At 67.9% G+C, this 13,600-nt stretch carries 10 protein-coding genes; 1 reads left to right on the top strand and 9 read right to left on the bottom strand.

What is annotated here, in order from left to right; genetic code table 11:
* Nucleotides 1-128: 128 nt before the first annotated feature.
* The 8 genes from AC4D12_RS11155 to AC4D12_RS11120 form a co-directional block, all read right to left on the bottom strand.
* A complete protein-coding gene (locus AC4D12_RS11155) occupies nt 129-1,409 on the bottom strand; it encodes a M18 family aminopeptidase (RefSeq protein WP_490949987.1) in 1,281 nt (426 codons plus the stop codon).
* 156 nt (nt 1,410-1,565) lie between these two features.
* Nucleotides 1,566-2,270 carry a response regulator gene (locus AC4D12_RS11150; RefSeq protein WP_490949986.1) on the bottom strand — a complete coding sequence of 235 codons (705 nt, stop codon included), beginning with the start codon at nt 2,268-2,270 and terminating at the stop codon, nt 1,566-1,568.
* The gene (locus tag AC4D12_RS11145) at nt 2,176-3,555 is read right to left on the bottom strand and encodes a sensor histidine kinase (protein WP_490949985.1); all 1,380 of its coding nucleotides are present in this window, start codon (nt 3,553-3,555) and stop codon (nt 2,176-2,178) included. The genes AC4D12_RS11150 and AC4D12_RS11145 overlap by 95 nt, the downstream gene beginning before the upstream one ends.
* Nucleotides 3,556-3,579: 24 nt before the next feature.
* Nucleotides 3,580-4,482: an ABC transporter permease gene (locus tag AC4D12_RS11140; protein ID WP_490949984.1), complete on the bottom strand. Its 903-nt coding sequence runs from the start codon at nt 4,480-4,482 to the stop codon at nt 3,580-3,582.
* Between the two features lie 2 nt (nt 4,483-4,484).
* Nucleotides 4,485-5,450, bottom strand: coding sequence for an ABC transporter ATP-binding protein (locus AC4D12_RS11135; RefSeq protein ID WP_490949983.1), 966 nt, complete (start codon nt 5,448-5,450; stop codon nt 4,485-4,487).
* A gap of 180 nt (nt 5,451-5,630) precedes the next feature.
* On the bottom strand, nt 5,631-6,416 hold the full coding sequence (locus tag AC4D12_RS11130) for an ABC transporter permease (RefSeq protein ID WP_490950134.1): 786 nt from the start codon (nt 6,414-6,416) through the stop codon (nt 5,631-5,633).
* 86 nt (nt 6,417-6,502) lie between these two features.
* The gene (locus AC4D12_RS11125; protein ID WP_490949982.1) at nt 6,503-7,549 is read right to left on the bottom strand and encodes an ATP-binding cassette domain-containing protein; all 1,047 of its coding nucleotides are present in this window, start codon (nt 7,547-7,549) and stop codon (nt 6,503-6,505) included.
* A gap of 32 nt (nt 7,550-7,581) precedes the next feature.
* A complete protein-coding gene (locus AC4D12_RS11120) occupies nt 7,582-8,772 on the bottom strand; it encodes an MFS transporter (protein ID WP_490950133.1) in 1,191 nt (396 codons plus the stop codon).
* A gap of 185 nt (nt 8,773-8,957) precedes the next feature.
* Between AC4D12_RS11120 and AC4D12_RS11115 the strand changes: the two genes are divergently transcribed.
* Nucleotides 8,958-9,482, top strand: a complete 525-nt coding sequence (locus AC4D12_RS11115; protein ID WP_490949981.1) for a MarR family winged helix-turn-helix transcriptional regulator — start codon at nt 8,958-8,960, stop codon at nt 9,480-9,482.
* A gap of 42 nt (nt 9,483-9,524) precedes the next feature.
* Here AC4D12_RS11115 and AC4D12_RS11110 read toward each other — a convergent pair whose 3' ends face one another.
* Nucleotides 9,525-13,424 carry a S8 family serine peptidase gene (locus AC4D12_RS11110; RefSeq protein WP_490949980.1) on the bottom strand — a complete coding sequence of 1,300 codons (3,900 nt, stop codon included), beginning with the start codon at nt 13,422-13,424 and terminating at the stop codon, nt 9,525-9,527.
* Between the last annotated feature and the right edge of the window lie 176 nt (nt 13,425-13,600).

Raw genomic sequence — 13,600 nt, 5'->3', positions numbered from 1 at the left:
CCGCCCGCGAAATGGTACGCGGACCGGCTGAGGCGCGGACGGATCAATGTTACCGGACGAAGCACGGCGCGCGAACTCCTGTGGACGAACGCCCCGGAGGAGCCCCCGGGGCGGGTGACAATGCGGGCTCAGCGGCCCCCACGGAAGAAGGCGGCGGTGACCGTGGCCAGGTACCCGGGGTCCTGCACGCCGCACAACTCGCGCGCCGAATGCATCGAGAGCAGCGGCGTGCCCACGTCCACCGTGCGGATGCCGAGCCTCGTGGCGGTCAGCGGGCCGATCGTCGAGCCACAGGGCATCACGTTGTTGGACACGAACTCCTGGTAGGGCACCCCGCTGGCGCGGCAGAGCTCCGCCCAGGCGGCTGCGCCCGGCGCATCCGTGGTGTACCGCTGGTTGGCGTTGATCTTCAGCAGCGGGCCCCCGTTGAGGACCGGCAGGTTCGCCGGGTCGTGCCGCTCCGCGTAGTTGGGGTGCACGGCGTGCCCGGCGTCGGCGGACACGCAGAACGACGCCGCCAGTGCCCGGAGGCGTTGCTCGGTCCCCGCGCCGAGCCCGAGGGCGATCCGCAGCAGCATGTCCTCGAGGAACGGGCCGCTCGCACCCGACCGTGAGCCGCTGCCGACCTCCTCGTGATCGAAGGCCGCGAGCACCGCGATCGGTGCGCCGGGCCGGGGGGACTCAGCCGCCTCGATCAGCGCGACCAGCCCTGCATGCACGGACGAGAGGTTGTCGAGGCGCCCGCTGGCGAAGAATTCCCCCTGCGCGCCGAAGACCCGCGGCTCCTGGGTGTCGGCCACGACGACGTCGAACCCTCCGATGTCCCCGGGGGCCACTCCCGCCTCGGCGGCAAGGAGCCCGAGGAGGTCGGCGTCCGCGGGCTCCCCCAGTCCCCACACCGGGTTCATGTGCCGCTGCTTGTCGAGGGCGAGGCCGTCGTTCACGGACCGGTCGAGGTGGATGGCGAGCTGCGGGAACCTCAGCAGCGGACCGGTCGCCACGAGGTGCTCGGTACCGTCCCGCAGGGTGAGGCGGCCGGCGAGCGCGAGTTCGCGGTCCAGCCACGAGTTGAGCAGCGGGCCCCCGTAGACCTCGACGCCTGCCTGCAACCAGCCGTACCTGCCCGTGGTCGGTCTCGGCTTCAGCTTGAAGGAGGGCGAGTCCGTGTGTGCTCCCAGGATGTGGAACCCGGTGGTGGCCTCGGCGGTCTCCGGGACCACCCAGGCGATGAGGGCGCCGTCGCGGAGCACGAACCAGCGGCCGGTACCACCCTCCCAGGCCTCGTGTTCCTGCAGCTGCCGGAAGCCGGCGCCCCGGAGTCGGTGACCCGCCTCGGCCACGGCGTGGAAGCTCGACGGCGACGCCTGGACGTAGGCGCCGAGGTCCTGGATGTGCGTGGAGGTGCTCATCCCCCGATTCAACCAGAAGCCACCACGCCGGTTCGGCCCGGGCCTCTTCCTCCGTGCGGTTTCCTACCGGTCACCTGATCGGCCCCGCATCCCCACGCCCGGCCCGGGCGGCCCCCCGGCAGCGCGTCCCGTCGCGCGGTCGGGTCACCCGCCCGGTCAGTGGGCCCCGGCCGGTCCGGGCACCACGATCCCGTTCTCGTACGCGTAGACCACGGCCTGCACGCGGTCGCGCAGGTCGAGTTTCGTGAGGATGCGGCGGACGTGCGTCTTGATGGTGGCCTCGGAGAGGAAGAACCTCGCCGCGAGTTCCGCGTTGGACAACCCCTCCGCGATCGCCTCCAGCACCTCGCGCTCCCGCGGCGTCAGGTCCGCCAGCCGCTGGTCCGGCGCCGTCGCCGCGGTGGGTGCGTGGGGAAGGGAGCGCACATAGGTCTCCAGGAGCCGCTGCGTGACGCGAGGGGCGACGACGGCGTCCCCGCTCGCGACCACCCGCACGGCGTGCACGAGGTCCACGGGCGCCACATCCTTCAACAGGAACGCCGAGGCACCCGCCTGCAGACCGGCGAAGGCGTACTCGTCGAGGTCGAAGGTGGTCAGGATGATGATCCGCGCGGTGGAGCCCGAGGTGGTGATCATGCGCGTGGCCTCGATCCCGTCACCCTGCGGCATCCGCACGTCCATCAGCACCACGTCGGGCGAGAGGTCGGTCGCGAGCCGCACCGCCTCGTCCCCGCTGGAGGCCTCGCCGGCGATCTCGAAGTCCGGCTCACCCTCGAGGATGAGCCGGAAGCCCATCCTCAGCAGCGGCTGGTCGTCCGCCAGCAGGATCCTGATGCGTTCGGTGGTGTCGTCGTTCTCCATGCCCGTGTTCTCTCCCCTGATGATGATCCTGACCTGCGGCACTCTCCCCGGACGGCCCGGGCACTCTCAACTGCACGTCCACGAACCAGCCACCGATGGATCGCCTGCCGTAGTCGACCTTCCCCGCGTAGATGGCCGCCCGCTCCCGCATGCCGGCGATGCCCTGGCCGGAGCCGAGGGACACCACGGGCCCCATGGCGCCCGCGCCGTCGTCCGTCACCCGCAGCGAGACGACCTCCCCGGTCCTGGCAATCGAGACGTCCACCACCGTCACGCCCTTCGCGTAGCGCAGCACATTGGTCAGCGACTCCTGCAGGATCCGGTACACCGTCAACTGGAACGCGGGGTCATCCGGGAGCCCGGGGCCGCTCGCCGTCACCCGGAGGGGCAGGCCCGCGGCGCGGAATCCGTCGAGCAGGCCCGCGAGAGAGCTTGACGCCGGCAGCGGGGCGAGTGATTCGCTGGCTGCCTCGGCTCTCAGCACGCCGAGCACGCGCCGCATGTCCGCAATGGCCGTCCGCCCCGTCCGGGAAAGCTCCTCGAGTACCGTCACGGCCCGCTGGGGGTCCCGTTTCATGACCACTCCGGCGCCGTCCGAGAGCGCCACCATCACGGTGAGGGAGTGCGCGACGACGTCGTGCATCTCGCGCGCGATCCGGTTCCTCTCGGCCGCTGACGCGAGCTCCGCGTTCCGCGCCGCCCACTCGCGCAGTTCGGTCTCGTGCTCGCGGTCGCGGCGCACGGTGACCCCGGCGCCCACCGCGAAGCTCAGGAACATCACGACGAAACCGCTCAGGAGCCAGATCACCCCGGGCGGTTCGCCGTACGTCTCGAGGGGCATGAGGAACAGCGACCCGACGGAGAGCACGGTCGCGAGGACCGCCGCGACCAGCGCAGGCCGCAGCGGGTAGGCGACGGCGACGGCATAGAGCGCGAACATCGTGGCGATCCCGCTGCTCCCGATCCCCCCGGTCAGGAGGCTGACGGGGATGTCGAGGAGCGCGACGGCGGCGAGCACCAGGAGCGGGCGGTCGCGCCGGAAGGCGAGCGCGGCGGACGCGACCACCATGCCCGCGACGCCGATCCAGTTCGACTCGTCGGCCACCAGGATCAGCGCGTTGGGGAACGTGAGTACCAGGAACGCGAGGATGACCACGAGGTCCATCACGCGCGGGTGCCGACGGAAGAAACGCCGGACGGGACCGAGCCGTCGGGCGTTGAGCTCGGTGAAGGAGACCGCGGCCGTTCGTTCCGCGGTCCCCTTCAGCGAGGGCTTGTCATCCATGTGTCGTCGTCATGGGTGGTGGTCCTAGATGTCCCGCTTCTTGGTGACGACGAGGGCGATCACGAGGAGCACGAGAGCCCACCCGCCCATCACGAGGCCGCCCTCGAGCTGCGTGAGCGCGCCATCGTCGATCGTGATGGCCGTCAACTGGGTACCGGCATTCGTCGGGAGGAAGCGGGCGGCGTCCGGGATCCAGTCGGCTAGCCCGGAGATCAGGGTCACGACGATCAGCGGGAATACGAAGAACAGAGCAACAGCAGTCACGATCCCTCCTGCCGTGTTGCGCAGCAGCGTCCCGATAGACATCGAGATGACAGCGATCAGGGCAAGGTAGGTACCGGTGTTGAGGATGCTCGGCAACACGCCTTCTACCGTGATGCTGAAATCGATGTCTTCACTGGCGAGGATCGGCTGCGCGACGGCGTAGGAGAGGAGGGCGGACAACGCACCGACCACGAAGGAAACGAGCGCAACGATCACATTCTTGGCCAGGAGCGCCGGGATGCGCTTCGGAACGGCCACCATGGTTGACCTGATCATGCCCGTGGCCCACTCGGACGCGATGAGGACGACTGCGAGGGATGCGATGAGCAGCTGACCGAAGACGAGTCCGGACGGCGGAACCGTGAGAGCCTCGGCCGCGGGGTCGAACGTGGCGAAGTCCGGTGCTCCGGGGGGAGTCGGGTTGGCGCCTGCCGTGCCCGCTGCTTCGAGGGCCTCTGCCGTGATCGTGGTCGCCCATGCGGCGAGCGCGGCCAACCCCACCATGACGATGACCGTCGAAATGATGAGGATCACCGTCGACGGGACCGTGGTGACCTTGATCCACTCGGACTTCAGCACCCGCCCGAAGTTGACGCCGGGTCCGGTCTCGCGATGCTGTCGGGGCCGCTGGGTGGCGGGAGCCTGTGAGGTTGACGTGGCCATGATCAGCGCCCTTCCATCGAAGCGGGGACCTGCTGCTCGGCCGGGGTGTCCGGCGTGATGGGCAGGTTGTGGGACTGGTACTCCACCTCGGACTGGGTGAGTTGCATGTAGGCGTCCTCGAGGGACACCTGGAACGGCGTGAGTTCGTACACGAGGATCCGTTCGCGCAGGGCGATCTCCGCGATGCGGCGAGCATCCAGGCCGGTGACCTCGACGAGTTCCGGCTCGAGGACCTGCGAGCTGACGCCCTCGCCGGCGAGACGCCCGAGAAGGTCCTGCGGCTGATCGGTACGGACCCTCACGCGCGCCTTCCCCTGTCCGTCGATGATCGACTGGATCGGGGCGTCCGCGATGATGCGGCCGCGGCCGATGACGATCAGGTGGTCCGCAGTCAAGGCCATCTCCGACATGAGGTGCGAGGAGAGGAAGACGGTGCGCCCCTCGGAGGCGAGGCCCTTGGCCAGTCGCCGAACCCACTGCACGCCCTCGGGGTCTAGCCCGTTGACGGGTTCGTCGAGGATCACGGTGTGCGGATCGCCGAGCAGCGCCGCCGCGATACCGAGGCGCTGGCCCATTCCGAGCGAGAAACCGCCCACGCGCTTCTTCGCCACCGGTCCGAGCCCGGTGAGCTCGATGACCTCCTTGACGCGGCTGTTCGGGATGCCGTGCGTGGCAGCCATGGCGCGCAGGTGGTTGTAGGCGGACCGCTTGGTGTGGACGGCCTTCGCGTCGAGCAGGGCGCCGACCTCGCGCAGCGGCGCCTTGTGCTGGGCGTAGGGCCGGCCGTTGACCGTGACGCGGCCACCGCTCGGGTTGTCGAGGCCCATGATCATGCGCATGGTGGTCGACTTGCCGGCACCGTTCGGGCCGAGGAACCCGGTGACCTTACCGGGCTGCACCGTGAAGGACACGGCATCGACGGCGGACTTCGAGCCGTACCGCTTGGTCAGTCCCTGTGCCTCGATCATCGCTGCACCCTTCTGCTGTCGGAACGTTGGTGAGCCCGCTGTTCCGGGCTCGTGTTCCACAGTAGGCCCGGGGCCGGCGCCGGTCACCGGCCCCAGGGATGATCCCTTCCTGCAGCGCCGTACCCCTTTCGGACGACGACGGCAGCGCCGTCTGCGACGCCGGTGACGCCGGTGACGCGGTCAGCGGCTGCTGATGGACGCGAACTTCCTGATGCAGAGCGGCACGAAGATCACGAGCATCACGACGATCCCGATCAGGATTGTCACCAGCGCGTTCTCCATGGGCCATACCTCGGGGACCGGCACGCTGCCGGTGTTGCCGAACAGCTCGCGCACCGCCTGGACGAACCAGGAGACCGGGTTGTAGTTCGCGAACGTCTCGAGGGCAGCGGGCAGGTTCTGCGGTTGCACGAAGGCGTTGGAGATGAACGTCAGCGGGAACAGGATCATGAAGGACGCGTTGTTGATGACCTCCGGGGACTTCACCGACATGCCGAGCAGCGCCATGACCCAGCTGAACGCGTATGAGAACAGCAGCAGCAGTCCCACGCCGGCCAGCGCCTCGAGCGGCGACGTGTTGATGCGCCAGCCGACCACCAGACCCGTGAGCATCATGATCACCACGGACAGGGTGTTGAGCACGAGGTCGCTGTTGGTCCTGCCGATCAGCACCGCCGAGGAACTCATGGGCAGGGTCCGGAACCGGTCGATGATGCCGTCCTTCAGATCCTGCGCCATCGCGGAGCCTGAGAACGTGGAACCGAAGATCACCGTCTGGGCGAAGATGCCCGCCATCAGGTACTGCGTGTAGTCGCTGCCCTCCACCGCGATGGAGCCGCCGTAGATCTGGCTGAACAACAGCACGAACATGATGGGCTGCAGGATCGCGAAGACCAACATGTCCGGCGAGCGCTTCAGCTTGGTCAGGTTCCGCTTGGTGACGGTCCACCCGTCCGAGAACCACATGGACACGTCGGACTGCTGGTTCGGTGTGACGGATCGCTCGCCCGGGCGCTGGTTCTCGGGCTGCCGGTCCTCGCGCGTCAGGACGCTCATGCTGCTGTCTCCCTCTTGTGTGCTGACTTGTCCTTCTTGGATGAACCCTTGCCCGTGCCGCCGTCGGCATCAGCGGAGCCGTCGTCGTCGGCGTTGTCGGCACGCCGTCCGGTGAGCTTGAGGAAGACGTCGTCAAGGCTGGGCCGGCGCATGCCGGCGTCGTGCAGGCTGACGCCGCTCGCCCCCAGTTCGGACAGGACGTACTGCAGTGCCCGCGGTCCGTCCTCGACGGCGACCTCGATGCTGCGTCCGTCGTCGCCCACCGACGGAACGCCCGCACCGTGCCGCCCGAGGATCTCCCTCGCGGTGCCGGCGTCGGAGGCATCCACCAGCGAGACGACCACGCGGTGGCCGCCGATCTGCGCCTTCAGCTCGTCCGCCGTTCCCTCGGCGATGGCCTTGCCGCCGTCGATCACCACGATGTCGTCGGAGAGCTGATCGGCTTCCTCGAGGTACTGGGTGGTGAGGAGCAGCGTGGTGCCGTCCTTCACGAGGTCCTTGATGATGCCCCACAGCGAGAGGCGGCTCCGCGGGTCGAGGCCGGTGGTCGGCTCATCGAGGAAGAGGATCTTGGGGTTGATCACCAGGGCTCCCGCGAGGTCGATCCGGCGCCGCATGCCGCCGGAGAAGCCCTTGACCGGGCGGTTGCCCGCTTCGGTCAGCTCGAACTGGTCGATGAGCTCGGTGGCCCGGCGGCGCGACTCGCGCGCTCCGAGGTGGTAGAGCCTGCCCACCATCTCGAGGTTCTCGAACCCCGTGAGGTTCTCGTCGACCGCGGCGTACTGGCCTGAGACGCCGATGATCCGTCGCGCTGCCTGCGGATCCCGGAGGACGTCGATGCCGTCGATGTGCGCGGTGCCCGCAGTGGGCTGGATGAGGGTGGTCAGGATCTTGACCACGGTGGTCTTCCCCGCGCCGTTGGGGCCCAGGAGGGCCTTGACCGTGCCCTGCGGGACGGAGAGGTTCATGCCGTCGAGAGCGTGGACGGGTCCGCTCTTCGACGAATAGGTCTTGGTGAGGCCTTTTGCTTCAATGATCGCCATGCAGTCAGGGTAGAACCGCTAGCGCGCTCCACCTAGACCTGTCGGTCAGAACCTGTCCGCAATGCTCCGACGTCCTCCGCGCTCCTTTCGCGTGCGGCAGGAGCCACGAGGAACGAGGCGAGGACGGCGATGCCCACGGCCAGCAGTGCGGTGCGGATACCGACGACATCACCGAGGAATCCGATGAGCGGCGGACCCGCGAGGAACGCCGTGTAGCCGATAGTCGAGACGACGGACACGCGGGCCGCCGCACGCTCCGGTTCGTCGGCCGCTGCGGACATCCCCATGGGGAACCCGAGTGCCGCGCCGGCGCCCCACAGGACGGCTCCGACGGCGGCGAGCGGCACACTGGGTGCCGCGACGAAGATCACCAGCCCCACGAGCGAGGATCCGAGGCTCGCCTGCAGCACACGGACGCGGCCGAATCTGTCGATGACTCCGCCACCGAAGAAACGCAGGGCCGTCATGGCGGCCACGAAGACGGCGAACATGATCGCGCCCGTGCTCTCGCTCGTCCCGAGTCCGTCCACACTGGCTTTCGCCACCCAGTCGTTCGCGGCGCCCTCGGTGAGAGCCGCCCCGAGGACCACCAGACCGATGAGCAGCGTGCGCGGCTCACCCCAGGCACCGAACCCCTTGCCGCGCGCCGCGGAGGAGGCGCCGTCGTCGTGCCCCTGACCCGCCTCGGGGAGGAAATGACGCGGTGTCCAGAGGGAGACGGCGAGGCTGAGCGCCGCGACCGCTGCGAGATGGGCGGGCAGTCCGACGTCGAGCGCGGAGAGGCCGGCGCCCACGAGCGCACCGATGAACGCGCCGCCACTGAAGGCGGCGTGGAAGCGCGGCATGATGGTGCGGCCGACGAGGCGTTCGACGTCGGCCCCCTCGATGTTCTGTCCCACGTCCCACAGGGCGATCCCGCAGCCGAACAGGAACAGCCCGACGGCCACGACGGGCACAGAAGTCGTGACGAGCCCGACGGCGACAGCGCTCGCCGCGATCGCGGCGGCCGTTCCGCCGATGCGGACCGTGTTCGCCGTACCGACCCGTGACGAGAGGAGACCCGCGAGCGGCAGCGAGAGGACGGAACCGATCGCGCCGACGAGCAGGAGGGCACCCATCTGTCCCGGTCCGAGCCCGAGCGTGGCCGACGCCGCGGGGATGCGGGCCGCCCAGCTCGCGAAGACGAGTCCGTTGAGGCCGAAGATGGTGTAGGTGGCGAGCATGGCCGCGCGGACGGAGGAGGTCACTGGTCCAACGGTAGGCGGCTGCGGGCGGGCACCACAATCGTCACGCGTAGGGGATGCACTGCGAGCGTGACAGCAACGGCCGGGCATGACGCCGATGCTCGGCGTCGGCGATACTGACAGGACGTTACGTCCACGGCCCTTTGTGCCGTTCGGGAGACCACATGACCGAGCCATCGACCCAGAGCACCTCCTTCGTGATCGCCGAGGTGGAGAACAGCATCAGTGCACTGTGGCGACTCGAGACATCCGTCTCGCGGGCTCTGCAGTGCGCGGACGGCCTCACGCCGGCCGCGTACGGGATCATGGCACTGCTCGAGCCGCCCGCACGCCTCTGCCTCAGTGAACTGGCCGACAGACTCGGGCTTGGCAAGCCAGGTGTGAGTCGTCAGGTCTCAGCGCTCGTCGCCACCGGTCTCGTCACCCGGGTACCCTCTCCCGACAGGGCCAGCGTCCGGGAATTGAGACTGACGCACCGCGGGCTGGAGGTACTGTCGCTCGATCGCATACAGCGCCGTGAGCGGTTGCGTCACGCCATGTCGGGTTGGACGTCGACGAGCATCAACGACCTCGCCCGGCTCCTGGGCAGGCTCAACGACTGCTACGGGCAAAATCTGACACGGCAATACATCGTCTCGCACCATCACGCGACTGCAGCGGCACGCGACGAAGGCCGCCCAGTGGACTGAGCGGCCTTCGCCGTGGCTCACCGGTGAGAACCGGCTGACTCCTTACTCGGGTGCGCAACCGCCGTTCTCGGTCTCGTACGCGTCGAGCCGCTGGATGAACGCCGCCATCGCATCACGCGCGACGGGGGTCACCGGACGGTAGGTACCGTCCGGGAAACCGGTGCTGATGCCCGATTCCTTCATCCAGGAGATCTCGCGTGAGAACTGGAGGTTCGTGGGCACATCGTTGAATGACGCCGCTGCCGGGTTCGTGTAGTCCGCAGCGTCATCGATGCTGCAGTACTGCCCCGCGAAACGGTTCATGAACGCGGCCATCGCGTCACGGTTGACAGGCGCCAGCGGCCGGTAGGTGCCGTCGTCATAGCCCGTCGTGATCCCCGTTGCCGCCAGCCAGGACATCTCCTTGTAGAAGAGGTCGTTCGGATTGATGTCCTTGAAAGGCGACGTGGCAGGCGGCTGGTAGGCCGGCTCACCCGCGAGGCGGTAGAGGAACGCCGCCATCGCGTCACGATTCACGGATCCGAGCGGCCGATAGGTGCCGTCCGGGAAGCCCGTTGTAAGGCCCTGATCGGCGAGCCAGTTGATCGCGCCTTCGTGCTCGTTTCCTGCGACGTCGGAGAAACGCAGTTGACCCTGCTGAATCGCGAGAACCTCATCACGTTCACCTGAGACGTTGTGGTGATGGATGAACAGACCCTTGCTGGTGGTGTCACCGGCTTCGCGGTGGACCCGCAGCGAGTCACCGGCGCCGACGATGAAGCTGACGTCCGGGCTGTCACCCTCGAACCACAGGGCGGGTTCGGCGACACTGAAGTCGATCCAGTCCGTCTCGTCGATCGGGACGTACTCACCGTCCGCGTTCACGCTGAGCGGGCTGGACGTCGAGACACGGTAGGAGATGTCCCCACCGGCAGTGAGATCCAGGCCCAGAGCGGCGACGGGGATCGGCAGCACCACGACGTTGGAGTCGAGGAGGTTGGTGTCGATGTTTCCCTCGACACCGTTGCCGAACGTCTCGACGACCGAGTCCGCGACGAGGTTGCCCTCGTCGTCGACCGCGTACGTGTCCACGAGGACGATGTCCAGATCGGCTGCACGCGTCGTGAAGGTCACGAAGTCGGTCTCGTCGTTGTTGTCGACGTCGATCTCGACCTGCAGGGCGTCGGTCAGGGTGTTCCAGTTCGACCACGTGCTGACGCCGATGGACAAGAAGCCCTCGGCCGGATCCTCGTCCGCCGCGAGCAGACCCGGGACTGTCGACGAGGCGCCGACCGACTTGAGGTCACTCGAGTAGAACGACTCAAGGGCCAGGTTCTCCTGGCGATCACTCTCTGCGCCGAGGACGAACGGGGACACGATCGAGGCGTACAGGGTGTCCGTACCGCCCTGCAACAGGCCACGGCCCGTGAACTCGATGTCCGTCTCAAGCTCAGACGGCGTTCCGAACGGGATGTTGACGCCAGCGGACAGGTCGGCCGTGGGCTTCGGTGCGGCATGCACCGGCACCCGCAGCGTCGAAGCCGTGGCGCTCGTGAACTCGACACGGCCTGAGGCGTCCGCGATGAACTGGCGGAGAACGCCGAGCTGCTCCACGTCGGCCGCCGGATCGATCGTCTTGGCGAGCGCCGACGGATCGGCGATCGACATGGTCACGTCGAAGGTCGCCGTCCCGTTGGCCGGGACGGGTGCGCTGGAGGACGTGCTTCCGGTAGCGGTGACCGAGATGTCGACGCCGGGGATCGACGTCGCTTCCAAGTACTCCGCGGTGTAGTCCACCACGGCGTCCGAGCGGTTCTCGACCGTGATCTGTTTGACGAGTGTCACGGGGTCGACTCCCACCTCGAGCACGCCGAAACTGACCGAGGTCAGCACCGGATCCGCGGTGGCGTACGCGAGCGATGTGGAGTCAAGGGCGTCCAGGGCGTCCACCCGGCCGGAACCGGTGCGGTTCGGAGCGTACGGGACGCCGTCTGCCGTGAGGATGTCCGTTGTCGCCGTGTTCATGATGACGCTCTTCACCTGGTACGGGTTGTAGTCGGTCGCACCCACGAGGAGTGCCGCGATGCCGGCCACGTTCGGAGCGGACATCGACGTGCCGGACTTCACGGACGGCAGGTTACCCGTACCGACCTGGACCGAACCGATGGAGGTGCCCGGAGCCGTGACGTCGGGCTTCACGACACCGTTGGACCCGTGCACACCACGCGACGAGCTCGAGTTGAGCGTGTCGAGGGCGTTCGATGCGCCACCAGCAGTCCCTTGGAGCTGGGGGTCGAGACGAACCTCCAGGGTGCCGGCGACCGCAGCGGCACGAAGCCTCTCCGAGAACTCGGCGTTGAACTGAGCGCCCGGAATGGTCGCGTTACCCGCGATTCCGGCCTCGAAGACGAACCGCGGCGAGTCCAGGACGACGCCGGTCGCACCGGCTGCCTCGGCGTTGTTGAACCGCACGCCTGAACCACAGGGGAATGCGCCGTTCTCCTCCCACTGCAGCCAGACCCACTTACCGACCAGCGAATTCGGTTCGAAGGGATCGCAGCCGAAGGCGTTGGTGTCAGGAGCAACAACGACCTCACCGGTCAGTTCCGCCTCGGAGGCTGTGCTGTAGTCGAAGTTCGCGCTGTACTGGCCGGCGGCGAGTCCCGCGACATCCGCGGGCGCGACTACCTCGATGCCATCAAGGGTCACCTGGCTGCCGACGGAATTTGCTACCGTCAACGCTGACGCGGCGCTACCCGGGGTACCACCGACGTCGAAGACGTCGCCGTCATTGCCGGAGGAGACCACCGAGAGGATGCCCTGAGCGGTGAGTGCGTTGACGATGTCGTTCTCTGGGTCGTCGTACGTGGGGAAGTTGGAGCCGAGCGACATGTTGACGATGTTCGCGCGGTCGGAGAAGTCGCCGTCGCGGTTGGGGTCCAGAACGTAGTCGAGAGCTAGGCCCACGACCTCACTCGAGCCCTCGCAGCCGAAGACGCGCAGCGCCACGAGGCCGGCCTCCGGGGCAGTACCCGGTCCGATCCGCATCTCGTTGACCTGATCGGAGGTCAGCGTCGAGTAGTCGCCACCGAAGGTTGAACCGTCGGCGTTGACGCCGTACCCGGCGGCGGTGCCGGAGACGTGGGAGCCGTGGCTCTCGCAATCGAGGGGGTTCTCGTCGGGCACCGGCACCGGGCTGTAGGTCTCGGCCGCCGGGTCTGCGTTGTAGAGATCGCCCACGAGGTCGTACCCGCCGATGAACTTCGCGGGATCGTAGAGGCCGAGGCTCTCATCCGGAATGGTGGGGGAAGCCTGTGCTGCTTCGAACGCTTCGATCGTGCCGGGCCCGCCGAAACCGGAATGCGTGTAGTCCAGGCCGGTGTCGAGGACGGCGATGGTGACGCCCTCGCCGGTCTGGTCGCGCTGCACCCAGGAGGTGAGGGCCTGGGTGTCGATCACGCCGCCCTTGTTGTCGAGGGTCTTCGGGACGATGCCCGTGATCTTCTTGACGTCCGGACGAGCGGCGAGCTCGCGGATCTGCGCAGCATCGCCGGTGATGGCGACACCGGGAATGGTGTTCGTGGTGGTGTACAGGCTTGTGGCCTCGGCCTCGGCCGTGACGTCCTCGGCCTGCGCTTCGATCTCGGCGCGGATGCTCTGCACCTCCGCGACCTTGCGCACCGGTGCAGCCTGACCGGAACGAACTGCCTCCGGCTGCGTCTGCTCGAAGGCTCCTGCGCCTTCGAACTGGATGTAGACCGACACCTGACCGGTCCGATTCCGCAGATCCGTGGCGATCTTCGCATCCGGACGAGCCGGTGCTCCGAGACCTTGTGCGGTCGGTTCCCCCTGCGGTGCGCCCTCTACAGCTGAGGCGGGCGTCACCATGCTGGAAGCCAGGACTATGCCGGTGAGCGTAGCGAGCGCTGCCGATCCCACCTTCCGACGGTATGACTTGCTCATACTTCTCCTTCGTGAGGATCGATCAGGCCGAGCAGCCAAGGACGTGGTGTCCCTGCAGTCCGCTGGCACGGCCGTGAAAGATGTGAGTGATTCCTCGTGCTGAAAGGAGCGTTACCAGCGTTGACCGGACGTTGCCCTGCGGGCCGATTCCGGTGTTCCCACTGTTGTGTCTTGGG

The organism is Arthrobacter sp. TJ-266, assembly GCF_058269115.1.
This window is presented reverse-complemented; position numbering and strand designations above follow the sequence as displayed.

Bases quoted from the DNA above. Each gene is read 5' to 3' on its own strand.
- AC4D12_RS11155 (WP_490949987.1), bottom strand. From the start codon at position 1,409: ATGAGCACCTCCACGCACATCCAGGACCTCGGCGCCTACGTCCAGGCG.
- AC4D12_RS11150 (WP_490949986.1), bottom strand. From the start codon at position 2,270: ATGGAGAACGACGACACCACCGAACGCATCAGGATCCTGCTGGCGGAC.
- AC4D12_RS11145 (WP_490949985.1), bottom strand. From the start codon at position 3,555: ATGGATGACAAGCCCTCGCTGAAGGGGACCGCGGAACGAACGGCCGCG.
- AC4D12_RS11140 (WP_490949984.1), bottom strand. From the start codon at position 4,482: ATGGCCACGTCAACCTCACAGGCTCCCGCCACCCAGCGGCCCCGACAG.
- AC4D12_RS11135 (WP_490949983.1), bottom strand. From the start codon at position 5,450: ATGATCGAGGCACAGGGACTGACCAAGCGGTACGGCTCGAAGTCCGCC.
- AC4D12_RS11130 (WP_490950134.1), bottom strand. From the start codon at position 6,416: ATGTGGTTCTCGGACGGGTGGACCGTCACCAAGCGGAACCTGACCAAG.
- AC4D12_RS11125 (WP_490949982.1), bottom strand. From the start codon at position 7,549: ATGGCGATCATTGAAGCAAAAGGCCTCACCAAGACCTATTCGTCGAAG.
- AC4D12_RS11120 (WP_490950133.1), bottom strand. From the start codon at position 8,772: ATGCTCGCCACCTACACCATCTTCGGCCTCAACGGACTCGTCTTCGCG.
- AC4D12_RS11115 (WP_490949981.1), top strand. From the start codon at position 8,958: ATGACCGAGCCATCGACCCAGAGCACCTCCTTCGTGATCGCCGAGGTG.
- AC4D12_RS11110 (WP_490949980.1), bottom strand. From the start codon at position 13,424: ATGAGCAAGTCATACCGTCGGAAGGTGGGATCGGCAGCGCTCGCTACG.